At 66.6% G+C, this 22,792-nt stretch carries 26 protein-coding genes; 18 read left to right on the forward strand and 8 right to left on the reverse strand.

All coding sequences use genetic code 11. The annotated features are described in order from the left end of the window. Positions 1-36: 36 nt before the first annotated feature. Complete coding sequence (locus ARTH_RS18100) at positions 37-528, forward strand: NUDIX domain-containing protein (protein ID WP_011693394.1); 492 nt, start codon at positions 37-39, stop codon at positions 526-528. Between the two features lie 41 nt (positions 529-569). Here ARTH_RS18100 and ARTH_RS18105 read toward each other — a convergent pair whose 3' ends face one another. Together ARTH_RS18105 and ARTH_RS18110 are read right to left on the reverse strand one after the other, a co-directional pair. Then, positions 570-929 (reverse strand): TfoX/Sxy family protein, encoded by a 360-nt coding sequence (locus tag ARTH_RS18105; protein ID WP_011693395.1) that lies wholly within the window; start codon positions 927-929, stop codon positions 570-572. 45 nt (positions 930-974) lie between these two features. After that, positions 975-2,021, reverse strand: a complete 1,047-nt coding sequence (locus tag ARTH_RS18110; protein WP_011693396.1) for a metallophosphoesterase — start codon at positions 2,019-2,021, stop codon at positions 975-977. A gap of 179 nt (positions 2,022-2,200) precedes the next feature. Between ARTH_RS18110 and ARTH_RS18115 the strand changes: the two genes are divergently transcribed. The 4 genes from ARTH_RS18115 (at position 2,201) to ARTH_RS18130 (ending at position 7,757) form a co-directional block, all read left to right on the forward strand. Further along, entirely contained in the window at positions 2,201-4,075 is a 1,875-nt protein-coding gene (locus ARTH_RS18115) for a Na+/H+ antiporter (RefSeq protein ID WP_011693397.1), read from the forward strand. Between the two features lie 123 nt (positions 4,076-4,198). Beyond that, on the forward strand, positions 4,199-5,851 hold the full coding sequence (locus tag ARTH_RS18120; RefSeq protein ID WP_011693398.1) for an alkaline phosphatase D family protein: 1,653 nt from the start codon (positions 4,199-4,201) through the stop codon (positions 5,849-5,851). Further along, complete coding sequence (locus ARTH_RS18125) at positions 5,848-7,128, forward strand: alkaline phosphatase family protein (RefSeq protein WP_011693399.1); 1,281 nt, start codon at positions 5,848-5,850, stop codon at positions 7,126-7,128. Before ARTH_RS18120 ends, ARTH_RS18125 begins: the two co-directional genes overlap by 4 nt. A 56-nt stretch (positions 7,129-7,184) precedes the next feature. Beyond that, a complete protein-coding gene (locus ARTH_RS18130) occupies positions 7,185-7,757 on the forward strand; it encodes an MOSC domain-containing protein (RefSeq protein WP_011693400.1) in 573 nt (190 codons plus the stop codon). A 67-nt stretch (positions 7,758-7,824) separates the two neighbouring features. Here the strand turns inward: ARTH_RS18130 and ARTH_RS18135 are convergent, their stop codons facing one another. The 3 genes from ARTH_RS18135 to ARTH_RS18145 are packed head-to-tail and all read right to left on the reverse strand — an operon-like array spanning position 7,825 to position 10,246. Beyond that, entirely contained in the window at positions 7,825-8,088 is a 264-nt protein-coding gene (locus ARTH_RS18135) for a hypothetical protein (RefSeq protein ID WP_043430047.1), read from the reverse strand. Beyond that, positions 8,085-8,888 (reverse strand): putative hydro-lyase, encoded by an 804-nt coding sequence (locus tag ARTH_RS18140; protein ID WP_011693401.1) that lies wholly within the window; start codon positions 8,886-8,888, stop codon positions 8,085-8,087. The genes ARTH_RS18135 and ARTH_RS18140 overlap by 4 nt, the downstream gene beginning before the upstream one ends. Continuing rightward, positions 8,885-10,246 (reverse strand): MFS transporter, encoded by a 1,362-nt coding sequence (locus ARTH_RS18145; protein ID WP_011693402.1) that lies wholly within the window; start codon positions 10,244-10,246, stop codon positions 8,885-8,887. Before ARTH_RS18145 ends, ARTH_RS18140 begins: the two co-directional genes overlap by 4 nt. A gap of 413 nt (positions 10,247-10,659) precedes the next feature. Here ARTH_RS18145 and ARTH_RS23610 point away from each other — a divergent pair, with 413 nt between their 5' ends. Next, entirely contained in the window at positions 10,660-10,833 is a 174-nt protein-coding gene (locus ARTH_RS23610; protein WP_011693403.1) for a CsbD family protein, read from the forward strand. A gap of 176 nt (positions 10,834-11,009) precedes the next feature. Continuing rightward, positions 11,010-11,258, forward strand: a complete 249-nt coding sequence (locus ARTH_RS18155; RefSeq protein ID WP_043430053.1) for a hypothetical protein — start codon at positions 11,010-11,012, stop codon at positions 11,256-11,258. A gap of 114 nt (positions 11,259-11,372) precedes the next feature. On the opposite strand, the gene ARTH_RS24130 is transcribed toward ARTH_RS18155, so the two are convergent. Then, positions 11,373-11,540, reverse strand: a complete 168-nt coding sequence (locus ARTH_RS24130) for a hypothetical protein (protein ID WP_198011621.1) — start codon at positions 11,538-11,540, stop codon at positions 11,373-11,375. Between the two features lie 7 nt (positions 11,541-11,547). On the opposite strand from ARTH_RS24130, the gene ARTH_RS18160 reads away from it, so the two are divergent. The 5 genes from ARTH_RS18160 to ARTH_RS18180 all read left to right on the forward strand — a co-directional run bounded on the left by ARTH_RS18160 (position 11,548) and on the right by ARTH_RS18180 (position 15,494). Then, positions 11,548-12,000, forward strand: coding sequence for a helix-turn-helix domain-containing protein (locus ARTH_RS18160; RefSeq protein WP_232223549.1), 453 nt, complete (start codon positions 11,548-11,550; stop codon positions 11,998-12,000). 171 nt (positions 12,001-12,171) lie between these two features. Beyond that, positions 12,172-12,471: a DUF4193 domain-containing protein gene (locus ARTH_RS18165; protein ID WP_011693406.1), complete on the forward strand. Its 300-nt coding sequence runs from the start codon at positions 12,172-12,174 to the stop codon at positions 12,469-12,471. A 60-nt stretch (positions 12,472-12,531) separates the two neighbouring features. Further along, positions 12,532-12,915: an RNA-binding S4 domain-containing protein gene (locus ARTH_RS18170; protein ID WP_011693407.1), complete on the forward strand. Its 384-nt coding sequence runs from the start codon at positions 12,532-12,534 to the stop codon at positions 12,913-12,915. Between the two features lie 8 nt (positions 12,916-12,923). Continuing rightward, complete coding sequence (locus ARTH_RS18175; RefSeq protein WP_011693408.1) at positions 12,924-14,675, forward strand: long-chain-fatty-acid--CoA ligase; 1,752 nt, start codon at positions 12,924-12,926, stop codon at positions 14,673-14,675. A gap of 510 nt (positions 14,676-15,185) precedes the next feature. Then, on the forward strand, positions 15,186-15,494 hold the full coding sequence (locus ARTH_RS18180; protein ID WP_011693409.1) for a hypothetical protein: 309 nt from the start codon (positions 15,186-15,188) through the stop codon (positions 15,492-15,494). A gap of 33 nt (positions 15,495-15,527) precedes the next feature. On the opposite strand, the gene ARTH_RS18185 is transcribed toward ARTH_RS18180, so the two are convergent. After that, on the reverse strand, positions 15,528-16,340 hold the full coding sequence (locus ARTH_RS18185) for an alpha/beta fold hydrolase (RefSeq protein WP_011693410.1): 813 nt from the start codon (positions 16,338-16,340) through the stop codon (positions 15,528-15,530). A 37-nt stretch (positions 16,341-16,377) separates the two neighbouring features. Between ARTH_RS18185 and ARTH_RS18190 the strand changes: the two genes are divergently transcribed. Further along, entirely contained in the window at positions 16,378-16,788 is a 411-nt protein-coding gene (locus ARTH_RS18190; RefSeq protein ID WP_011693411.1) for a VOC family protein, read from the forward strand. Here ARTH_RS18190 and ARTH_RS18195 read toward each other — a convergent pair. Further along, positions 16,778-17,515, reverse strand: coding sequence for a GOLPH3/VPS74 family protein (locus ARTH_RS18195; RefSeq protein WP_011693412.1), 738 nt, complete (start codon positions 17,513-17,515; stop codon positions 16,778-16,780). The genes ARTH_RS18190 and ARTH_RS18195 overlap by 11 nt on opposite strands. Positions 17,516-17,804: 289 nt before the next feature. On the opposite strand from ARTH_RS18195, the gene ARTH_RS18200 reads away from it, so the two are divergent. The 5 genes from ARTH_RS18200 to ARTH_RS18220 all read left to right on the forward strand — a co-directional run bounded on the left by ARTH_RS18200 (position 17,805) and on the right by ARTH_RS18220 (position 22,771). Then, a complete protein-coding gene (locus ARTH_RS18200) occupies positions 17,805-18,860 on the forward strand; it encodes an iron-containing redox enzyme family protein (RefSeq protein ID WP_011693413.1) in 1,056 nt (351 codons plus the stop codon). A 20-nt stretch (positions 18,861-18,880) separates the two neighbouring features. After that, positions 18,881-19,111, forward strand: coding sequence for a CDGSH iron-sulfur domain-containing protein (locus ARTH_RS18205; protein ID WP_043430061.1), 231 nt, complete (start codon positions 18,881-18,883; stop codon positions 19,109-19,111). A 237-nt stretch (positions 19,112-19,348) separates the two neighbouring features. Next, positions 19,349-20,248, forward strand: a complete 900-nt coding sequence (locus ARTH_RS18210; protein ID WP_011693415.1) for a MurR/RpiR family transcriptional regulator — start codon at positions 19,349-19,351, stop codon at positions 20,246-20,248. Between the two features lie 37 nt (positions 20,249-20,285). Further along, the gene (locus ARTH_RS18215) at positions 20,286-21,191 is read left to right on the forward strand and encodes an NAD(P)-dependent oxidoreductase (protein WP_011693416.1); all 906 of its coding nucleotides are present in this window, start codon (positions 20,286-20,288) and stop codon (positions 21,189-21,191) included. 32 nt (positions 21,192-21,223) lie between these two features. Next, complete coding sequence (locus ARTH_RS18220; RefSeq protein WP_011693417.1) at positions 21,224-22,771, forward strand: aldehyde dehydrogenase family protein; 1,548 nt, start codon at positions 21,224-21,226, stop codon at positions 22,769-22,771. Positions 22,772-22,792: the final 21 nt, after the last annotated feature.

Raw genomic sequence — 22,792 nt, forward strand, 5'->3', positions numbered from 1 at the left:
AGCGTCGTCGCGTATAGCCTTGGACCAGGAGGCACTATGACGGTTCGAAGCGCAGGCATATTGCTGTACCGGTGGAATCCCGCGGCTCAGGTGGAGGTCTGGATAGCCCATATGGGCGGACCGTTCTGGGCCCGGAAGGACGAGCACGCGTGGTCCGTCCCCAAGGGTGAATACCCTGAGGACGAGGATGCCCTGACGGCCGCCAAACGCGAGTTCGCAGAAGAAATGGGCACCCCGGCCCCGCCCGCTGACTACATCGGCCTGGGCGCCTTCCGGCAGCCGTCCGGCAAGGTCATCACCGTCTTCGCGGCCGAGTGGGATTTCCGGCCCGAACGCATTGAGAGCAACACTTTCCCGCTGGAATGGCCTAGGGGCTCCGGCGTCATCAGGCACTATCCCGAGATCGACGACGCCCGCTGGTTCACCGAGGCGGAGGCGCGCACCAAGCTCGTGAAAGGCCAGCTTCCCATCCTTGACGCCCTCGTTCAGCGAATCGGAGTTCAAACTCCCGGGGACAGCACCTCCTGAGGTGACGAAGGCCTAGGACGAGGCAAGTCCGCCACCGTTCATTACTTTTTCGGCTTGGAACTCTTGGGCGCCTTCGGCGGCAGTGCGGCGACATGCGCGAGCGCCCGGGCCAGCCACGGTTCGATCTCTTCCGGCGGGCCCTGGACCGGGAGCCCCGCATAGCCGCCCATGGGCCGTTCGGCCGAGATGAATGGCAGGACTTCCCGGCTCGTCATCAGCTCTTCGCGGTCAGCATCCGCGAGCTTCAGTCCCAGGGTGGAGCCGTAGAGCCCCGCGAACATGTTTCCGTTGACGAAGGCACCGAGGTTCCCGAACATCGGCTTGATCTCGATGCCCGGCAGCCCTGCCATCAGTGACCTGAACTGCTCTTTGTCGGCCTCGGTGGCTTTTGCCATTTCCATGTAAGCGCCTTCCGGTACGGGGCCTTTATTATCGCCCCCGCCGGACTACGGACGGAAAGGAACCTTTTCCCAGGACAGGACGCCGTGGCCGGACGCGTTGTTTTCCGCCACTGTGAACCTCACGTAATTCGTGGCGTTGGCCGAGCCGTCGACGGTGATGCGCTGCAGGTCATCCGCAGCTTCCTGGCCGTAGATCTTCAGCCAAGGCGAGCCTTCGGCAAGGGGCTGGTTTTCGGCGTAGACGTGGCTGTCGCCGTTGATGAGGTAGACCGGGCCATCGAAGCGGTTCGTTTCCTCGGTTATCGTCCTGACGATCTCGCGGAAGCCCGAGACCGAGTCCGGGTTGGCGGTAGCCGCGTCGAGCAGCGAAGGGTCGAACATGTCCGCCTGGGTCATGAGGACCACAGCCCTGTCGTTGCGCCGGGTCGCATCCTTGAAGGTGTCCCGGACCTGATCCAGGACCGCCTTTGTTCGGTGGTCCACCTCGGCCTGCTGCTCGGGTGTCACTGCGGTTTCACCGATGCCGGTCCACGGCTGGAGCGAGTTGTTGCTGCCCTGGACGTTCACCACGGAGAATGCCACGCGGTTCCTGGTGAAGCGGACATTCTCCGGCAGCCCGAGGGCTTCCTGGCTCTTCACTGGCATGGTCCGGCCGAGGGTTTTTCCCGGTGCGTTGAAGAAGACCTCCCGAAGCTTGTCCAGCCGCTCCAGGGGGTTGTACGCGCCGTTGTTCCCCCGGTGGCAGTCCACCCATTCGTTGTCGCCGGGCGTGTAGACCAACGGATGTTCGAAGGAGTCGAACTCGGAGCGGATATATGCGAAGTACTCGTCCGAGCAAACGGACGACCCGTTCTTGATGTCACCGACGTGGGCCACAAAGTCCAGGCCGCGGTCGGCGTTGATGTCCTGGATGCGGGAAGGGAATTTTGCGGTCTCGGCGTCGCCGTACGGGATGTCCCCGATGACACCGAAGCTAAACGCCTGCTGGCTGGAAGGATCTTCCCTGGCGTGGGGGGCGGCGGATGCCGGGGCTGCGATCCCGGCCAGGGACATGAGCGCCACGACGGCGGTGACAGCGGTTTTCACGAGCACAGGGGTTCTCCTTGGTGGAGCTCAACGGGTTTCGGCTCAGGCGGTCACGCGCTGAACGGGGGTGCGTGAAAAGAGTGCCCGCCCCGGAATAACGCGCGAGAACCGCACGGTGTCGGCGCCGTGAACGGAAAATGTCGCTACACCGCCTTGCACCTTTTATCGCCTGACAGAATGACCCCATGGAGATCGCACTGGGACTGCTGGTTCTCGTGGCCGTTGTCTGCGCCGGCAGCGCACTCGGCCGGAAGCTCAACGTGTCCGTCCCCCTGCTGCTGGTGCTGGCCGGCGTCGCTGGTTCTTTCCTCCCCTTCGTCCCACGCATTGAACTCAATCCCGAATTGGTCCTCGTCGGGCTGTTGCCGCCGCTGCTGTACGCGGCCGCGCTGCGGACCTCGCTCTTCGATTTCGGCTCCAACCGGCGCGCCATCGGGCTGCTTTCAGTGGGCTACGTCATTTTCGGAACCCTCACCGTGGGCTTTGTGGTCTGGTGGCTGTTCCCGGAGATCCCGCTGGCCGCCGCGATCGCCCTCGGCGCCGTCGTCGCGCCGCCCGACGCAGTGGCCGCGACCGCCATCGCCCGGAAAGTGGGGATGCCGCGCCGGATCGTCACCATCCTCGAAGGCGAATCCCTGGTCAACGATGCCACCGCACTCGTCTGCCTCCGCGCCGCCATCGCGGCGATCGCCGGGTCCGTGTCCGCGGCCGGGATCGCCGGCGGCTTCCTGCTGGCGGCAGGCGGCGGACTGGTGGTGGGCCTCGCCGCCGCCTACGTACTGACCGAGCTCCGCAAGCGGATCCGAAACGTCCCGATCAACACCTCGACGTCGCTGATAGCCCCGTTCGTCGCCTACCTCCCCGCCGAGGCAATCCACGCTTCCGGGGTGCTCGCCGTCGTCGTCACCGGGCTCGTGATGGGCACCAAAGCGCCGTCCATGCCCAACGGCGCCGCCCGGCTGAGCCAGCGCAGCAACTGGAACACGGTGCAGTTCCTGCTGGAAAACTCCGTGTTCCTGCTGATCGGCTTGCAGGTCCGCACCATCATCGAGGGCGTCCAGGACGATTCGCTGGGCGCCGGACGGATCTGGGCAGGCTGCGCCGTGATCCTGCTGGCGGTGCTGCTGCTGCGGCCGGTGTGGGTCTTCCCGGCGACCTACCTGCCCCGGCTGATCCCGGCTGTGCGGCGAAAGGATCCGGCGCCGCCGTGGCAGTTCGCCGCGATCGTGTCCTGGGCGGGGATGCGCGGGGTGGTGACGCTGGCCGCGGTGCTGGTGCTGCCCGCCGACCTGGAGCACCGCTCCGTGCTGATCCTGGCCGCGATGGTGGTGGTGGGCGGGACCCTGACGCTGCAGGGCTTCACCTTGCCTGCGCTGGTCCGGTTGCTCCGGGTTCAGGGTCCGGACCAGCGCGAGGACGCCTTGAACCAGGCCTCCCTGATGCAGTTGGCCACCGCCGCCGGAGTGCAGCGGCTGCAGGAACTGCGCAGCGACGATGACCCGCCGGAGGTGGTCGCGATGCTGAAGCGGCGGACCCAGGAGCGCGGGCTGGCGGCCTGGGAGCGGCTCGGCCGGCCGACGGCGGAGGCCGCGACCCCGAGCCAGCGCTATGCCCAGCTGCGGCTTGCCATGCTGGAAGCTGAGCGGGCCAAGGTGCTGGAGCTGCGGCGCGGAGGCGAGTACGCGCACGAAGTACTCAGCGAGGTCCTGGACCGGCTGGACGTTGAGGAGTCGATGCTCGACCTCTCACTGGATGAGCTGGATACTTCCGGCGAGGGCGGCGGGGAAGGCATCGCGCGCCCGGGCGGGGTGTGCGGCCACCTCGAGTCCGCCCGGTCCCCGGAGGTGCCGCGCGACCCCTTCTGCGCGGACTGCCACCGGGAAGGGACGACGCCGGTCCACCTCAGGATGTGCCTGGCCTGCGGAAACGTGGGGTGCTGCGACTCCTCCCCCGGAACGCACGCGTCCCGGCACTTCGCGGCCACCGGCCACCCTGTGATGCGGAGCATCGAGCCGGGTGAAGACTGGCGCTGGTGCTATGAGGACGACCTGCTGGGGTGACCGCGATGCATCCACTTAAGGCCGGATTGCGTCTTTAGCCAACGGACAAACAGTGGGCAAACAGCTGGAAAACAGGCGCCGGGAAAGCCCAATCCGCTACTCGCGGGTAGGAATACTGGAACAATGAACAACTTTACTCGTCGTCAAGTACTGCGTTCTGCCGTGGTGGTGGCCGCAGCAGGAGCCGCCGCCACCGCGTTGACCGGCACCGCTGGCACCCCTGCCCGCGCAGCCGGCGCGGGAGCCTTCGGTCACGGTGTTGCCTCCGGTGACCCGCTGCCTGACAGCGTGCTGCTCTGGACCCGGGTCACACCGTCGCCCGATGCGCTACCCGGAAGCGGGTTGGGCCCGGACGTGTCCGTGGGCTGGGAGGTCGCGGCCGACGCCGGCTTCAAGAAGATCGTGGCCCGGGGTACTGCCGCCACCGGCGCGGCCCGGGACCACACCGTCAAGGTCATCGCAGGCCGGCTCGCGCCCGGCACGAGCTACTGGTACCGATTCACTCTTGGCCGGTCGGTGTCTCCGGTTGGCCGTTCACGAACAGCGCCAGCGGCCGGCGCTCCGGTGGACCGGCTGAAGTTCGGCGTCGTGTCCTGCGCCAACTGGCAGGCGGGCCATTTCTCCTCCTACCGCCACCTTGCCGGCCGAGGAGATCTCGACGCCGTGCTCCACCTCGGCGACTACCTCTACGAATACGGCCCGGGCGAATACCAGGCGCGCGACGTGGTGGTCCGCCCCCACGAGCCCGCCCACGAGATGACCCAACTGGCCCACTACCGCCGCCGCCACGCGCAGTACAAGACCGACACCGACCTGCAGGCCCTGCACGCTGCCGCACCCTTTATCGTCACCTGGGATGACCACGAATCGGCCAACGATGCCTGGAAGGGCGGCGCCGAGAACCACACGGAAGGCACCGAAGGGGCCTGGAGCGCGCGGTTTTCCGCCGCGCACCAGGCATACGCCGAATGGATGCCCGTGCGCTACGAACCGGGCGGACAGATTTACCGGCGGTTCGACTTCGGTTCGCTGGCCAGCCTGTCCATGCTGGACCTGCGTACCTACCGGGACCAGCAGGCCGCCAGCGGCACCGACGCTGCAGTCAGCGACCCCGCCCGCACCATCACCGGCACCGCCCAGATGGACTGGCTGCTGGGCAACCTGAAGTCCACCGGCCCGCAGTGGAAGCTCGTAGGCAACCCGGTCATGATCGCACCCGTCCGGGTTCCTTCTACCCTGAGCACGGCCGAATTGGCCGGTGTGCAAAAGCTGATGGGCGGGACGAGCATCAGCGGCGTGCCCTACAACGTGGACCAGTGGGACGGCTATGAGGCGGACCGCAACCGCGTGGTCCGCCACCTGCGGGATAACGCCGTCAAGGACACTGTGTTCCTCACCGGCGACATCCACTCCGGCTGGGCCTGCGACATCCCTGCGGATCCGGCCAGCTACCCGGCCACCGGCGATTCCGTGGCCGCGGAACTGGTCTGCACGTCCGTCACGAGCGACAACCTCGATGACATCCTCAACGTCCCGCCGCGGACCGGATCCGTCGCCGTCGAGAACGCCATCAAGGCGGCCAACCCGCACGTGAAATACCTTGATTTCGACTCGCACGGCTACTCCGTCCTGGACGTGACGGCCGCCGGAGTCCGGATGGACTGGTACGTCCTTGCCGACCGCACCTCCGCCAGCTCAGGATCCACGCTGTCCACATCGTTCAACGTTCAAGCCAACACCAGCAAAGTCACGCCGGCCCAGGGAGGACTCCAGTGAGCCGTTCAACACCCCCACGCCCGACGCCGGGACGCCGGCAGTTCCTGCAGCTCGCCGCTGCCGGCGGTGCCGCCGTCGTTCTTTCCGCCGCACCAGGAACGGCGTGGGCCGCACCGACCGCGGGACGGACCCGGTGCTACGTGCTCGTGGTGGACGGCTGCCGCCCGGACGAGATCACCCCCGCGCTGACGCCGCGGCTGGCTGACCTGCGTGCAGCCGGCACCAACTTCCCGGCGGCACGGTCCCTCCCGGTCATGGAGACCATTCCCAACCACGTGATGATGATGAGCGGCGTGCGACCGGACCGCTCTGGCGTTCCGGCCAACGCGATCTACGATAGGGCCGAGGGTGTGGTCCGCGACCTCGACCGGTCCACGGACCTGCACTTCCCGACCATTCTGGACCGCTTGCAGGAGCGCGGGCTCACCACCGGCTCGGTGCTGAGCAAGAAGTACCTCTATGGCATCTTCGGAGCCAGGGCAAGCTACCGGTGGGAACCGCAGCCGGTGCTTCCGGTAACCGGCCATGCTCCCGATGCCGCCACGATGGACGCCCTGCTGGCGATGGCAGGCGGGCCGGATCCGGACTTCGTGTTCACAAACTTGGGCGACATTGACCGCGTGGGCCACTCCGACCTTTCCGGCACCACGCTGCGAGCCGCCCGGGAATCCGCACTGGCGGACACGGACCTGCAGGTGGGCCGCTTCATCGACCATCTCAAAGGCACGGGCAAGTGGGAGTCCAGTGTGGTGATGGTGCTCGCCGACCACTCCATGGACTGGTCCATCCCCACGAACGTGGTTTCCGTCGACCTGGTCCTGCAGTCCCGTCCGGAGTTGCAGCACAACGTCAGGATCGCCCAGAACGGCGGGGCTGACCTGCTCTACTGGACCGGTCCTGATGCAGAGCGTGCGGCCGGTATGGCTGCCGTCGAACAGTTAGTCAGCGCCCATGAGGGAGTGCTGTCCGTCCATAAACCGGTGGACCTGCGGCTGGGGACCGAGGCCGGAGACCTCGTAGCCTACTGCCGCGCCGGCTGGCGTTTCTCCGACCCGTATGTGGCTTCCAACCCGATCCCGGGAAACCACGGACACCCCGCCACCGAACCCATCCCCTTCTTCATCTCCGGCGGCAGCCCGCTGGTGGCACCCGGGACGGTGTCCTCGGAGCATGCAAGGACTATCGATGTTGCACCGACCATCGGCACCATTTACGGGCTCAAAGCCCCGGACGGCGGGTATGACGGAACTTCGCGGTCCGGCTCCCTGCGGCTCTGACTTTCGTGCGTGCCATGCGGCTGCGGCTGCCCTCCGATGAACGATAGTTTTGAGGCATGACGGCAAGCTACAGGTACAACGTTGAGGTCCTGCATCTTCTGGTGTCGCCGGCCCATGCCTACTTTGGCCGCGCACGGGAGGGGGCCGCGGACGTGCCCACCACCGACGCAGACCAGGTGGAGATGGTGGCCGGCAAAGGCATCGTGGGCGACAGGTTCTTCGGTAAGGCCGCCCACATGGATGCTGCCGTCACCCTTTTCGCCGTCGAGGCACTCGAGGCCATGGCCGCGGAGCTGGGGGCCGCACCGTTTGACCCGCTGCTGACGCGGCGCAACGTAGTCCTCAGGGGTGCCCACCTGGCTCCGCTGCTGGGCGGGGAGTTTGCGCTGGAATCGCGCGGGGATGTGGTTCGGCTCAAGGCCGGGCGGCCCGCCAACCCCTGCGCCTGGATGGACCAGATGCTCGCGCCCGGCGCGCACAAGGCCATGCGCGGGCGGGGCGGCGTGCGCTGCCAGGTGGTTTCAGGCGGCATCCTGCACCGCGGCCCGGCAGTGCTCGTCAGCCCCGTGCCCCTCGCCCCCGAAAGTGCCGGCACACCCACGCTGCTGCGGGCGTCCCGGCTGCCGTAGCAGGTCCCAGGCAACGCAAGCGGACGACGGCGGGAGGTCCCGTCGTCGTCCGTTTGCCGGTTGGTCTTTACAGCCTGTGGTGCTCCGGCGCTGCACGGCGGGCGTCGCCGGATCCGGCTTTGCTGGCCGGGAGGCCAACGTAGGTCCAAATGCAGGGCCGGCCGGACTCGCCCGGGAGGAGCTGGCCCTCGAACAGGGAGACGCTGGTTCCTGTTGGACTCTGCCAGACGCCGGTCAGTTCGCAGTGCGTCCCGGTGGCCTGGCGCCGCGATGCGGTCAGGTTCATGATCCTGCGGGCCCGTGCCTCGGCAACGGGAAGTCTCTTCTTCACAATGACACTCCTGCCGGTTCCCGGTAGTTGCTCTCGGGAACATCCGTGATGAACATATGCCCGGGGGCGTGGCTGATGGCAAACGAGGGCCTGGATGCCATCACGGCGCTTTGCGGGGTCACCCCGCAGGCCCAGAAGACCGGCACCTCCCCTGGCCGGATCTCCACCGCGTCTCCAAAGTCGGGGCGGTTGATGTCGGCGATGCCAAGATCTTCGGGAGACCCGACATGAACCGGGCTGCCGTGGACCTTCGGGACTTCCGACGTCACCCGGATGGCCGTGTCGACCAGCCCCGGCAGCATGGGACGCATGGAGACCACCATCGGACCGTGGATGCGTCCCGCAGGGGTGCACTCAATGTTCGTACGGTACATGGGCACGTTGCGGCCGGTTTCGGTGTGCCGCAGCGGGATGCCCTCGCTGGCGAGGGCGGCCTCAAAAGTGAAGCTGCAGCCAATAAGGACGCCCACCATGTCATCACGCCAGACCGACGTCGCATCGGTGACTTCGTCGGCAAGTTCGCCGTCCACCCATATGCGGTAGGCCGGGACGTCGCTGCGGATGTCCGATCCTGCGGCGAGGACGCTTTCGTGACGCCCCGCCGGGATGATGTCGATGACGGGGCAGGCCTTGGGATTGAGCCGGCAGAATTCAATGAATTCATCGGCGTAGTCGGCCGCCACGGCAATCAGGTTCGCCTGCGTGTATCCGTCGCTCCATCCGGAGGTGGGGGTGACCAGGCCGTTGCGGAACTTCAGGCGTGCGTCGGAGGGCGCCATGAGGGCGGTTGCCTGGTTCATCGGGCCACGGCCTCAGTGAGTTCCACCGGGGACTGCAGGTATTCCTCGTCCTCGGCAACGTTGGAGTCACGCCCCAGTGCCAGCCCCACCAGGGTCAGCAGGCAGGCGACGCTAAGGTACATGGCAACCGGGACCCAGCTATGGAAGGTGCTCAGCAGCAGGGTGAACATGAACGGTGCAATGGCACCGCCGATGATGCCTGCGAAGGTGTAGGCCAGTGAACTGCCGGTGGAGCGGAGCCGCGGCGAGAACTGTTCAACTACGAAGGCTGCCTGAGGCCCGTACATGAAGGAGTGGCACAGCAGGCCCAGGACCGTTCCCACGATCAGCATGACCGGGGACCGTCCCTCCAGGACGATGAAGAACAAGTACGCCCACACGGCGGCGGCCACTGCTGCGATGGCGTAGACCAGCCGGCGGTTGATGCGGTCCGAGATGGCGCCGGCAAGCGGCATGGTGAACAGCTGGACGGCTGAACCGACGAGCACAGCCACCAGCACCTGGCCGCGGTCGAAGCCGAGCTCCTGGATGCCGTAGGTGAGGGTGAAGACGGTGCACAATGCGTAGGTGACGTCCGGGCCGATCCGGCTGAGCATGGCGGCAATGAGGGGCCGGCGCTGGGTGGTCAGGACTTCCCGGATCGGGGCCTTGGGCTTGTCTCCCCTGGCTTCCATGGCCTTGAAGATGGGGGTGTCCTCAAGCTTGAGCCGGATCCAGAGGCCGAAGGCCACCAGCAGCGCGGAGATGAGGAACGCGATCCTCCAGCCGTAGTCGAGGAAGGCTTGCTCCGACAGGGTCAGGGTCAGGACTGCGAGCGCGCCGTTGGCCATCAGGTTGCCGGCAGGCGGTCCGATCTGCGCCGCGGATGCCCAGAATCCGCGGCGGCGGGGGTCACCGAACTCGCTGGAGAGCAGCACTGCCCCGCCCCATTCGCCGCCGACGCCCACGCCCTGGGCGAAGCGGAGGAAGACCAGGATGGCGGGGGCGATGACGCCGATGTTGTCGTACGTGGGTAGCAGGCCGATGAGGAACGTGGCGACGCCGATGAGCATCAGCGTGATGACCAGGATCTTCTTGCGGCCGATCTCATCCCCCAGCCGTCCGAAGATGATGCCGCCGACGGGCCGGGAAATGTAGCCCACGGCGTAGGTGGAGAAGGCCAGCAGGGTGCCCGTGACCGGGTCCGAGGCCGGGAAGAAGATCAGCGGGAAAACGATCGCGGCGGCGGCGGAGTAGACGGCGAAGTCGTAGAACTCCAGGGCGGTTCCGGTCAGGCTGGCCGCAAATGCCTTGTACATGCTCTTGCGCCCTATAACGGGCTTCGGGTCACCGGGGGCCATAACTGATGGAGTGGCCATGTGTATCCTCCATGAAAAGTGTGGATTTTATCCGCGTGTGGCGGATGGTGCTGGGGCGCCACGTTGTCCGGCTAGCGAAGTTGCAAGCGCGCAAATGGCGGGGTGCGCGACTACCGTGACGGGCTGCGGAAGTCGAAAATACGAGCGATCGTTGGATCGTTGAACAATCCGAACTGTTGAACAATCTACGCGACGTAGATCACACCGTCAAGGGTTAAATAACCGCCACTTCAACACTGGGGCTTGGAGTCCTCGTCCTCGTGGCGCCGGGACCCGCATGCGACTTCAGCTGCATCGGCACTTGCGCCGCAATCCAGTCAGCATGCTTACTATTTGGGCATGATCGGGTTTACGATGAAGTTGTAGGCCACCGGCGGAACGCCGGCGGCAACCAAACCGGAGGGAGTAACACCATGGGTCTGGGAGACAAGATCGATAACGCTGCCGAGAAGCTTGGGGGCAAGGGCAAGGAAGCTGCCGGAGAAGCCAAGGGCGATCCGGGCCTGAAGGCCGAAGGTCAGGCTGATCAAAGCAAAGCCGACCTGAAGCAGGCCGGCGAGAAGGTCAAGGACGCCTTCAAGGAATAGTCCGCCGCCAAACAGGAAGGGTGCCACTCCAGTGCGGGCGGCACCCTTCCTTGCCCTAACACGCTCCGCCAAAGCGGCCGACGTCGTAGATACTCAAGGCCGCATCACCCCAGGCTGCAACGGGAACGGGCAGCAAGCATCCGGAGCAAATGGTCCGGCTGTTGACAGGAAGTCCAGTGGATCCGACCACCGTTGCCGGGTACGCGCTCATTTACATGGCAGCAATAGCGGGCATAGTTGTCCTTTTGTTGCCGATCCTCGTCCTGTTTCTCCTGCTACTGCTGGTGACGGGAGCCGTTGGAATCGTTCTCCTCGTACTGAAGACCCTCACGGTCGGACTCATCAGGGGCATCACCACGCTTTTCACAAGTTCGCGCAGCCACCGCCAGCCCAGGAGCCCCAGCGATGAACTGGTGCCGCATTAGCCTCTCACCGGTGATGAGCGACGGCGGGGCATCCCGCCGTCGACCGTTTGCGGTGACCTATGAACGGGACCGCAGGGATTCCAGCGTTCCCCGGGCACCGACGCTGTGGAGGTCCTAGAGGGCCTCAAGGTAAGCCGCAACAAAGACCGGGCTGTCCACCAGGTCGCCGAAGACTTCGCGGTTGGAGATGAAGGCGAGCGGTTCCTCGCGCTGATGCGCGGCGGCTGCCATCAACGGGATCGAGTTCCTGGGCCGCTCAGCCGTGAAGGCGGCCGCGTCCATTGAGGCGATGGGCGCCTCCACCGGGCTGGAACGGCTTCATCATCTGTTTGAACTGTTCGCGGTACTTGCCTATGCACCCGCTGAAGAACGCCGGTATCTCGCCGATGAGTGGTTCCGGCCGCAGCTGGACGGCCAGGCCGCGGCCGTGGTGGACATCATCCTGGAGTACGTATTCACCAACCATGCCGGAAACGTCAAGATGTCCGAGGCCGCGGCCCTGGTGGGAATGCCGGAGCCTACCTTCTCGAAGTATTTCAAGCGCGCCACCGGCCAGAACTTCAGCGCCCTGGTCCGCAAGCTCCGGCTGGCGCACGCGCGGCGGCTGCTGGAGCGCAGCGACAAAGCGATTTCCGAGATCTGCTACGAAGTCGGCTTCTCCAACCTGTCCAACTTCAACCGGCATTTCCTTAACGACGCCGGCGAAACCCCCCGGAACTACCGGCAACGGGTACAAAGCTGACCGCCTTTCGCCCCTCCGCAAGCGCACGACGGCGGGACTTCCCGCCGTCGTCCGCTTGCGTTTGGTGCCGCAGCAGAAGGCCTTTTATGTTCCCGCCGGAGTGGCTAAGATGTGTTTTCTTCAGACGGTACACAGACGCCGTCTTCGCCTGCTCCAAGGAGAGACCGGCACATGGCAACCGACTATGACGCGCCCCGGGTGACCACAGAGGACGAGGCAAATGACGCGGCCGACGTTCTCAAACCCGAGCGCTCGGCCACGCAAACGTCCCAGATCGACGTGGACGAGTCCGATCTGGCCGACTCCTTCGAGCTCCCGGGAGCCGACCTGTCGCATGAGGAACTCCTGGTTCAGATCATCCCCGTCCAGAAGGACGAGTTCACCTGCATGTCGTGCTTCCTGGTCCACCACCGCAGCCAGCTGGCCCGCGAGAAGGACGGCATGAAGTACTGCAAGGATTGCGAAGGCTAGGTCACGCCTGCTGCCGCACGGTCGCTGGACGATCGCGTCCCGCTATACTCGGCTGCAGTCATGAGCAGCCTTCCGTCAGCCCCCGCCACAGTCCGCATTGATGCCTGGCTGTGGGCCATTCGCGCCTACAAGACCCGTTCTGCAGCCACTGCCGCCTGCCGGGCCGGGCACGTCCGGCTCAACGGAAACCCTGCCAAGGCCTCGCAGTCGCTGGTTCCGGGCGACACCGTCCGGGTCCGCCAGCCGGGTTACGAACGGATTCTTGAGGTCCGGCGGCTGATCGCCAAGCGCGTGGGCGCCGAGGCGGCCGCACACTGCTTCACCGACCACACGCCGCCCAGGCCGGTGGCGCCCGCACTCGGTCTTCCGCAACGCGACCGCGGAACCGGGCGGCCTACCAAGAAGGACCGCCGGGAAATGGAACGCCTGCGCGGGCCGGCCTAGGACTGATCGTGAAGAAGAACAGCAATGCCCAGCAGCCCGGGCACCTCTGGAGCGACCGCCCGTGGACCAGTTCCTACGGGCCGGGCGTGCCGGCCGACCTGGTGCTGCCCCAGGGCTCACTGGTGGACCTCATGGACAGCTCCATACGTCGCTACGGGTCGAAGACCGCCCTTGAGTTCTTCGGCGCCCGCACCAGCTACCGTGAGCTCGGCGCACTGATCAGCAAGGCGGCCGCCGGTCTGAAGAAACTGGGTGTCAAGGCCGGCGACAGGGTTGCCCTGGTCATGCCGAACTGCCCGCAGCACATCGTCGCATTCCATGCCGTGCTGCGTCTCGGCGCGGTGGTGGTCGAACACAATCCGCTTTACACGGACCGGGAACTGCGCCACCAGTTCGAGGACCACGGAGCCGCTGTCGCAGTTGTCTGGGACAAGGCGGTGGAGCGGGTCCGGCAGTTGCCGGCCGACGTCGGGCTCCGGAGTATCGTCTCGGTGGAGCTCATCCCGGCCATGCCCCTGGTGCAACGGCTGGCGCTGCGGCTTCCGGTTCCCGCGGCCCGCAAGGCACGCGGGGCCCTCACCGTGGGAAAGGACCAGCCGAAGGGCCGGGCCGCTCCGGCTGCGCGGCCGGTTCTGCCCTGGCGGAAGCTCCTCGAATCCGGAGAGCTCAAGAAGAAGCATCCGCGCCCCGCGCCCCAGGACCTCGCCGTCCTCCAGTACACGTCCGGCACCACCGGCTTGCCTAAGGGCGCCATGCTCAGCCACGCCAACCTGCAGGCAAATGCGGCGCAGGGCCGCGCCTGGGTGCCGGGGCTCAAGGAGGGTCGGGAAACCGTCTACGCAGTGCTGCCAATGTTCCACGCTTACGGTCTGACGCTCTGCATGACCTTCGCCTTGAGCATCGGCGCGAAGCTGGTCCTGTTCCCAAAGTTTGATGTGGACCTCGTGTTAAGGGCGCTCAAGAGGTCCCCGGCGACCTTCCTGCCGGCCGTGCCGCCCATTTATGACCGGATCGCGGCCGCGGCGGCTGAACGCGGCATCGGGCTGGAAAGCATCCGATACTCCATTTCCGGTGCCATGAACCTTCCGACGTCGACGGTGGAGACCTGGGAGAAGGCGACAGGCGGCTACCTGATCGAGGGCTACGGGCTGACCGAGACGTCCCCGATAGCGATCGGCAACCCTTTCGGCCCCAGCCGCAAGCCGGGCACCGTCGGGGTGCCGTTCCCGCTGACCGACATCCGGGTGGTGGATCCCAGGAATGTTGCGCGGGACCGCGCCCCAGGCGAGGAGGGGGAACTCCTGATCCGTGGTCCGCAGGTGTTCTCCGGCTACTGGAACCGCCCGGAGGAGACCAAAGAGGCACTCCTCGACGGCGGCTGGTTCCGCACCGGCGACATCGTCTCCGTGGACGACGACTACTTCGTCACGATCCGGGACCGGATCAAGGAGCTGATCATCACGGGCGGGTTCAACGTCTCACCCAGCGAGGTGGAGGACGTCCTTGCCACGTTCCCCGGTGTTTCGGAAGTCTCCGTGGTCGGGTTGCAACGCCCGAGTGGCGGCGAGGACGTGGTCGCCGCAGTAGTGCCCATCCCGGGCACCACCATTGATCCGGACGCGCTCCTGGCCTTTGCCCGGAAGCACCTGACCGCATACAAGGTGCCGCGCCGGGTGGTGGTGCTTGATTCCCTCCCGCGCTCGCTCATAGGCAAGGTCCTCCGTCGTGAGATCCGGGACACCCTCGTGGCCGGGCGGTGAGCCTCGGCTCCTTCTGTCGCCGCCAGTTCCCGCGCCTAAGCCACGCGGGACGGTGCGGGCCACCTGAACCACTGGTATGACTCCCGGGAGCCATGCGCCCAACACGGCCAGCGCACTAATTCAGGTTGTTCTCCGCCGTTTCGGGCCCGCCCGTTTAATTCTACGGACCTTCCGCCGACGTCCGTTTGCGTTAAGCGTTGTCACGCAGGCAGCTAGTGAGTAATCTACGGCCATCCGGACTTTCCGCCGCATCAGGCGGCGCCCGGAACGGCGCTGTCGTCAGGGGCCACGCCCCATACCTATAAGGCGCCCAGCCACCGCATTGGCCCGCCGTGCCGAACCAGGACGCCACGCTTCCATTCAAGGGAGAACCTGATGTTAGGCACCAGAAGCTGCCTTGCCGCCGCTCTTGCAGCCACCCTCGTGGCCATATAGCCACCCCCGCACAAGCAGCCCCCGCAACGCTCGTAAGCGCCGGGCCGGGAATCCTCGTCGCCGACGGCGCAGCGGGTGGATGTTCCCGTCACCTTCGTTTGCGACACCGATCCCGCATTGATCATCGCAATACCCGTGGTCCAACTCACCCAAAGAGTCAGCGACGGGCGGATCGCCGGCGGCGGCGGAAATGATCAGCTCAGCTGCACCAAGCAGACCCAAACAGTCACCATACGAGTAATCCCGAACATGATGGCGTTCAACGAAGGTGCCGCCGCGGCTTCGGTCTACCTGCAAACGTGCAGCGCGCAATTCCAGTGTTCCGCCAAGATTGTCCACACCGTAATTACGCTCGCCAATCCGGCCGGCGACGGGCAGGACTGACATTGGGCAGGACTCAGGAGAACAGCTAAGCCCCTAGCCGTCGAGGAACAGCATCAGGAACGGGGCGGTGGCGTGCATCGTCCGCAGGTCCCCGACGCTGGCGGCCTGCTCGCCAAGGTAGTCGCCGTGGCCGCCGGGGACGACCAGCAGGCGGGCCCCCGGGATGAGCGTGGCCATCCGGTCGGCGTACGCGGCGGTGACGATGTCCCGGTCGCCGCACACCACCAGTGTGGGCGCCGTGACGGTGCCCAGTTCGTCGTCGGACCAACCGGGGAAGTCAAGGATGCGCCGGCGATCCAGCTCGAAGAGCCGCTCCAGGTGGCCGGGTTCCGGGTTCAGGAGGCGGTCGGCGTCCTTATAGGCGTCGGGCATGTCCGCCAGCGTGGCCGTTGCCATGCCGTTCCAGAACTCCTCCGGCACGGCGTCGCGGCTCACAAAGGTGGAAGCCACGATGAGGCGCCGGACAGCGGCGGGGCGTGCGAGTGCCAGCGCGATCGCGGTGTGCCCGCCGGCGCTGAATCCCAGCACATCAACGGTTTCGACGTTGAGGTCGCCCAGGACGGCGAGAATGTCGCCGGCGGAGTTCTCGGCGGTGAGCGGGCGGCTGGTGGGCTGGGTGCGGCCGTGGCCCTCCTCCTCCACGGCGATCACCTGGCGGTGTTCGGCCAGCAGCGGGATGAGTTCACTGAAGTTCGTGCCGATGGTGGAGCCGCCGCCCGGGATGAGGAGCAGCGGCGGCCGGCCCGCGAACGCCTCCCCGTGGACCTCGTAATACATGCGGAGGCCGTTGTTGTCCGCGTAGCCGTGGCAGAAGGTTGGATCTGTCCGGTTTCTGCTGTACGTCATCGAGTATTCCCATCTGATTTTCGGAGAGGAGCCAGAAATGCCCAACGATCTTACGGACATGGTCAGCGTCCGCTACATGGTTGACGACGTCGAGGCGGCCGTCGACTTCTACACAAAACACCTCGGATTCACCCTCAGGATGAGCGCGGCGCCGGCGTTCGCCGACGTCGGGCGCGGCCGGCTGCGTCTCCTGCTGAGCGGGCCGGCCAGCTCGGCAGGGCGGCCGATGCCGGATGGCGCGGTGCCGTTACCGGGAGGATGGAACCGCATCCATCTCATCGTGGACGATATTGCGGCAGAGGTCGACCGGTTGCGCGCAGCCGGGCTCACCTTCCGGAACGACATCGTCAGCGGCCCGGGCGGCCAGCAGATCCTGCTCGTGGACCCGGCCGGAAACGTCGTCGAGTTGTTCCAGCCCGCGGGCGAACAGCCCCGGCCTAGGTCATAGCCTCTGCCTCCGCCATCCGGATCATTCGCAGTTCGTCCGCCACCGCACGGGCAGGCCAGTAGTCCTTCGCCAGCTTTCGAGGAAAGTCCCGATCAGCTTCCGGGAACATTTTGTCGAGCAGCCCGGCCGCCTCAAGCAGGGCGATCAGGGCTGTGGTCCTGGCGTCTGCCGGTTTGGCATCGGCCGGCGTCGCAGTTGCCTGCGGCGCTACCGGCGCCGCAGTTGCCGGCGGCGAGGCCGGCGTCGCAGCCGCCGGCTTGAGTCCGAGTGCGTCATGGATCTTCTTCAAAAGCGCGGCCTCCGGACCGTGGTCCTTCTCCGGATACCGCACGGACTTGAACAGGCCCAGATGCTTCTCGCCGACCCGGTCCACAATGCCTTTCGAAGCCATCCCCTCATAGGCGCGCTGCACTTCTGCCCGCCCCTCCAGCATGGAGACCCACCGTTTGGGAGTATGAGGCCGCGATTTGTGACGGATGAGCTCCAGCTGGTGCTGGAAGTCCGATTGCGGGACGGTCCCGGTAGCCCTCACGTGCTTCCCGTCCAGCCGGACCGCGCCGAGTAGTTCCAGCTCGGCCAATATTGCCCCTGCCACAGTGGTCCGGAGTATGTAGGCCGGCACTTCGGGGGCGCCGTCGGTGTCGTTCGTAGCCAGGAGGAGGAATGCCTGGGGAAGGCTCAGCTCCGGGGCCCTGGGTTCCTCCGCCTGAGGTGTTTGTGCATCCATACGATCATGGTGGCGCAGTTACGCGACTACCACAATGAGTCTCGGCAAAGCCGCCGCGCGCTGCCACCGGCCCTTGCGCGTTCAATAGCAAGTATGCTTAGTATCCATCACGACGAAGGGAACCACCGCCATGAAGAAACTGCTCATCGCTTTCCTCCCCACCATCATCAGCCGCGTCATGCGCGCCCGGCGGGCGAAACAGAACCCTGCCGCCAACCCCCGCAACCGGAACCGGCTCTAACCCCGTCCGCAGCAGCGCCCGCCTGGCACGAGAATCCCTAGGAGAACCATGAACATCCCCGACCCGCGGGGGCCGGTCAGCGCCGCCCTGCTAGCACTCCTCGCCGGCCAGCCCGACGCGGACGCAGCAGCCCTTACCGGCCTGCAGGTACTCGTCTCCGCTCAGCTGGCCGAGACCGGGGACGTCATCGAGGACGAGGACCTCCAGTTGGCGCTTTTCTGTCTCTACGAGCTGCACTATGGCGGACTGGACGGCGTGGATGACGGCTGGGAGTGGACTCCGGGCCTGATCGCCGTCCGGCGGCTGCTGGAGCAGCCGTTCGAGGAGGCGTTGCGGACGGCGGCGCGGACCGAGGCCCCCGCGGCTCCCCCGGTCACCACGGGAGTCCCTGCCAGTGACGCCGTGGCCACCGTCCTGTTCACCCTCGCGGCCGCGGACACCGGGCCCAGCCTTTCGAAGCACGTCGCGAAGAAGGCCAGCCCCGACCAGCTCCGGGAATTCCTCATCCACAAATCCCTCTATCAGCTCAAGGAAGCGGACCCGCACACGTGGGCAATCCCCCGCCTCTCCGGCCGCGCCAAAGCCGCCCTGGTGGAGATCCAGGCCGACGAATACGGCGGCGGCCGCGCGGACCGGATGCACAGCGCCCTCTTCGCCAGGACCATGCGCGCCCTCGATCTCGATGACCGGTACGGCGCCTACGTCGATGCAGTGCCCGCGATTGCCCTTGCTTCGGTAAACATGATGTCCCTCTTCGGATTGAACCGCCGCCTCCGCGGTGCCATCTCCGGGCACCTGGCGATCTACGAGATGACGTCCTCCCGGCCCAACCAGCTCTATGGCAACGGTTTCCGCCGCCATAATTTCGACGCGGCAGCAACCGCCTACTTCGATGAACACGTGGAGGCCGACGCCGTCCACGAGCAGATCGCAGGACGGGATCTCGCGGGAGGTCTGGTGGAGGCAGAACCGGACCTGCTCCCCGACGTGCTGTTCGGGGCGACGGCGGCCATTGCCTTAGACACCAGGCTCACCCTCCGCATCCTCGAGGCCTGGGAGAACGGGCGCACCTCACTCCGCACCGGCCTCCCCGCTGCCGCATGACCACGCACCAGGAAGGGCACATGAACCAGGAGCCCGCTGAAGGTTCGATCGTCGTCTGCCCGGACGGGCCCTTGCTGGTCCGTGGTGACTTCGAGATTGTCACGCCTTCCGGAGAGCCCGTGCCGAGGCAGCGCCGGACGGTGGCGCTCTGCCGGTGCGGGGCGTCAGCGATCAAACCCTACTGCGACGGGACACACAAGCTGATCAAGTTCCGGACCGAACCTGCCGGGCCGGCAGACACCGGGCCCTAGGCGCCACTTCAGCGCGGACATCGGCGCTGACTCCAACAGCTGACTCCAAAAGGTGAACGGACGACGGCGGGACCTCCCGCCGTCGTCCGTTGCTGTTTGCGCCGCGGCAGCCCAAAGGCCGCCGCAACGAGGATTTACAAGCCGGAAACCAAAAAGCCTGTTCGCAAACGAAATTGCATAGTAGATTTGATGCAATCAGCCTTGCAGAGTGATGTGCGTTACAGAAGAGGTCCGGACTTGAACACCAACGCGGTCGATCTTGAAGCCGGCGGAGCAGGCGCGGGCGGCGCCGGCAACGTTTCCCAGGCGTGGCTCGGCGACGCCCTGCCGGACGTTCCGCTGTCCAAGGCGCAGAGCCGGGTGGTGGATGTCATCGCCCGCAATCCGCAGCTCTCCTCATACGCGGACATCGCCGAGATCGCCCAGCGGGCGGACGTCAACAACTCCACGGTGGTCCGCACGGCCCAACACCTGGGCTACCGAGGCTGGCCCGATCTCCAGCGGGAACTGCGCTCGCGCTACCTCGTCATGATCTCCACCGAGGACACCCTGACCGAGCATGGCGAACACCGCAGCCCCCTCCACGACGCGATCAACCACGACATCGAGAATCTCCGCCTGACGCTGGACTCCAATACGGGCGACGACGCCGAGGCCGCCATTGCTGCCATGGCCGCCGCCAAATCCATCACCGCCGTCGGGCTTGGCTCTTTCGCCGGCCCCGCCAGCGTGATGGCGCACCTGGGCTCGACCATGGGCTACCCCATCACGTTGGAGAACCGCGCCGGCGTCCACCTCGCTTCCAGCACCAACACCCTCGGCGAAGGGGACGTCCTGGTGGTCATCAACATGTGGCGCTCCATCCGGCAGATCATCGTCACAGCCGAAGCCGCCAAGCAGGCAGGTGCCACGGTCATCGCCATCAGCGACATGCGCCGCGGCCGCCTGGCCGCGGCCGCCGACCACCTCCTGGTGGTGGCCTCGGAAGGCATCTCCTTCTTCCAGTCCGTCACCGCGGCAAACTCCGTGGTCTACGGCCTCCTCGCGGGCATGGAGGCTGCACATCCCGAACGCAGCCGCGCCGCCATCCGGCGCACCCAGCAGCTCTGGAAAGACCTGGACATCTACCTCGACTGACCCCCACAACCCCACACGTATCCCCCAGGAGTACTTCATGAACACCAGCACCCGCATAGCCGTCATTGGCCTTGGAGCCATGGGCGGAGCCATGGCTGCCACGCTGCATAAAGCCGGCTGGGACGTCACCGGCTTCGACCCCTCCGAGGCCGCCCGGACCGCAGCCGCCCAAACCGGAATCGCCACCACCGCCAGCCTTGACGACGTCGCCGGAACCCCTTACGCCGTCCTCTCACTGCCTGCAGCCAGCATCGTGGAAACCACCGTTCCCCGGCTCCTGGCCGTACCGGGGACCGTGGCGATCATTGACACCACCACCTCCGAACCGGCCACGAGCAAGCAGATGGCCCACCTTGCCGACACACAAGGCGCGGCCTTCGTTGACGCTCCGGTCTCCGGTGGCCGCGACGGTGCAGCATCGGGATCCCTGAGCGCGTTCGTTGGCGGAACCGACGCCGCCCTCGCCGCCGCCGAACCCGTACTCCTCGCCCTCACCGGCGGCAAGTACAGCCACATCGGCGGCCCCGGCAGCGGCAACGTGGTCAAGCTCCTCAACAACGTCCTGGCGGCGGCCAACCTGGTGTCCGTGGGCGAGGCGCTCGGAGTGGCCAAGGCCTACGGCATCGATCCCGCCAAGGCGGCGGCCAGCATTAGCGAAGCCTCCGGCGGCAGCAGAGTCTCGGCCAACATGTACCCCACCTGGGTACTCAGCGGCACCCACGATTCCGGCTTCTCGCTCGGCCTGATGGCCCGGGATGCCGCCCTCGCCGTGGAGGTCGCCGCCCAGATCGGCGAAAGCCCGGCCCTCCTTGCAGCCGTGGCCGGGCAGTGGCAGGACGCCCTCGCCGCCCTCGGACCGCGCGCCGACTTCACCGAAATCGCCAGGACCGTCGCCCCCGCCATCACGCCAGCGGGCGCGCCGTCCACCACACCCGTCTCCTGATCCCCGGATCCCAGCCCTGAAGGACCATCACTTTGAGCATCACCACAGCACCCACCTCCTCCTCGGCGGCCACCGCCCGGGCCGTCCTCGACGCAGCCTTTCCGGCCGGCCTCGGCGCCTTCCTTGACGGTAAGACCGTTCCCGGCAGCGGAGAGAGCATCACCCTCACTGCCGCGGCCACCGGCGAAGCTTTTGCCAGCCACGCTGACCCCGGCGCCGAAGGTGCCAACGCCATCCTGGAAAGCTCGACGGCGGGCGCGGCAGCCTGGGGCGCGATGAACGGCTTCGAAAGGGCCGCCATCCTGCGCAATGTGAGCCGCGTCGTGGAAGCGCACGGCGAGGAACTTGCCATCCTCGAGTCCGCCACCACCGGCAAACCCATCCGGGACGCCCGCGTCGAGGCCGCCAAGGTGGCCGAGATGTTCGGCTACTACGCCGGCTGGGCGGACAAGCTGACGGGTCTCACCATTCCGGTTCCCGGCCCGTGGCACACCTACACCGAACGCGTCCCCTGGGGCGTCGTCGTCGCCATCACGCCCTGGAACGCTCCCCTGTTTACGGCGGGCTGGAATTCCGCCGCCCCGCTGGCCGCCGGCAATGCCGTGATCATCAAGCCCAGCGAATTCACTCCGGCATCCTCCGTCCGGCTCGCCCAGCTGGCGCACGAGGCAGGCCTGCCGGCAGGTGTGTTCAATGTGGCGGCCGGGCTGGGCCAGACCATGGGCGCGGCCCTCACCACCGACCGGCGGGTGGGCAAAATCAGCTTCATCGGCTCCGTCCCCACCGGCCGGCGCGTGGCTGTTGCGGCTGCGCAGGCCGGGATTCCCGCCCTCTTGGAGCTCGGCGGCAAGAGCGCGAACATCGTCTTCGCCGATGCGGACCTGGACCGTGCCGCCGACGGCGCCATCTCGGCGATCTTCTCCGGCGCCGGGCAGTCATGTGTCGCCGGATCGCGGCTCCTGGTGGAGCGGAGCGTGCACGCACAGTTCATTGAGCTCGTGGCGGACCGTGCCGCCCGGCTGCGGGTGGGCGACCCGCTCAGCGCGGACACCGAGGTGGGCCCGATCATCACGGCCCGGCAGTTCGCCACGGTCAACACCCTCATCGAAGCAGGAATGAACGACGGCGGCCGCCGGGTCACCGGGGCGGCACTTCCGGACGCCCTCGCCGGGTCCACGCTGTCCGGCGGGCACTGGGTCATGCCCACCCTGCTCGACGGCGTCACGCCCGCAAACCGCCTCGAAACGACGGAGGTGTTCGGTCCGGTGGTGGGTGCCGACGCCTTCGACACCGAAGCTGAAGCCATCGCCCGGGCCAACAACACCAACTTCGGCCTGGCCGGCGCCGTGTGGACGTCCGACATTTCCCGCGCGCACCATATCGCCCGCGAGGTGAAGGCGGGAACGTTCTGGATCAACTCCTACAAGACCATCCACGTGGCGGTTCCGTTCGGCGGCTTCGGCGACTCCGGCCACGGGCGCTCGTCCGGCCCTGGCGTCCTGGACGAGTACACCCAGACGAAGGCGGTCTGGGTGCCAACGCGGGCTGCCGGCTCCCCCTTCCCGTCCCTGTCCTACTAAAGCGCCCTACGAGAACAGGCA

Origin of the sequence: Arthrobacter sp. FB24 (genome assembly GCF_000196235.1) — a bacterium.
Classification (GTDB): domain Bacteria; phylum Actinomycetota; class Actinomycetes; order Actinomycetales; family Micrococcaceae; genus Arthrobacter.

Coding starts and splice junctions, on each gene's coding strand:
- ARTH_RS18195 (WP_011693412.1), bottom strand. CDS start 17,515: ATGGATGCACAAACACCTCAGGCGGAGGAACCCAGGGCCCCGGAGCTG.
- ARTH_RS18200 (WP_011693413.1), top strand. CDS start 17,805: ATGAACATCCCCGACCCGCGGGGGCCGGTCAGCGCCGCCCTGCTAGCA.
- ARTH_RS18115 (WP_011693397.1), top strand. CDS start 2,201: ATGGAGATCGCACTGGGACTGCTGGTTCTCGTGGCCGTTGTCTGCGCC.
- ARTH_RS18140 (WP_011693401.1), bottom strand. CDS start 8,888: ATGAACCAGGCAACCGCCCTCATGGCGCCCTCCGACGCACGCCTGAAG.
- ARTH_RS18215 (WP_011693416.1), top strand. CDS start 20,286: ATGAACACCAGCACCCGCATAGCCGTCATTGGCCTTGGAGCCATGGGC.
- ARTH_RS18165 (WP_011693406.1), top strand. CDS start 12,172: ATGGCAACCGACTATGACGCGCCCCGGGTGACCACAGAGGACGAGGCA.
- ARTH_RS23610 (WP_011693403.1), top strand. CDS start 10,660: ATGGGTCTGGGAGACAAGATCGATAACGCTGCCGAGAAGCTTGGGGGC.
- ARTH_RS18160 (WP_232223549.1), top strand. CDS start 11,548: ATGGGCGCCTCCACCGGGCTGGAACGGCTTCATCATCTGTTTGAACTG.
- ARTH_RS18100 (WP_011693394.1), top strand. CDS start 37: ATGACGGTTCGAAGCGCAGGCATATTGCTGTACCGGTGGAATCCCGCG.
- ARTH_RS18170 (WP_011693407.1), top strand. CDS start 12,532: ATGAGCAGCCTTCCGTCAGCCCCCGCCACAGTCCGCATTGATGCCTGG.
- ARTH_RS18105 (WP_011693395.1), bottom strand. CDS start 929: ATGGAAATGGCAAAAGCCACCGAGGCCGACAAAGAGCAGTTCAGGTCA.
- ARTH_RS24130 (WP_198011621.1), bottom strand. CDS start 11,540: ATGGACGCGGCCGCCTTCACGGCTGAGCGGCCCAGGAACTCGATCCCG.
- ARTH_RS18130 (WP_011693400.1), top strand. CDS start 7,185: ATGACGGCAAGCTACAGGTACAACGTTGAGGTCCTGCATCTTCTGGTG.
- ARTH_RS18185 (WP_011693410.1), bottom strand. CDS start 16,340: ATGACGTACAGCAGAAACCGGACAGATCCAACCTTCTGCCACGGCTAC.
- ARTH_RS18120 (WP_011693398.1), top strand. CDS start 4,199: ATGAACAACTTTACTCGTCGTCAAGTACTGCGTTCTGCCGTGGTGGTG.
- ARTH_RS18190 (WP_011693411.1), top strand. CDS start 16,378: ATGCCCAACGATCTTACGGACATGGTCAGCGTCCGCTACATGGTTGAC.
- ARTH_RS18145 (WP_011693402.1), bottom strand. CDS start 10,246: ATGGCCACTCCATCAGTTATGGCCCCCGGTGACCCGAAGCCCGTTATA.
- ARTH_RS18205 (WP_043430061.1), top strand. CDS start 18,881: ATGAACCAGGAGCCCGCTGAAGGTTCGATCGTCGTCTGCCCGGACGGG.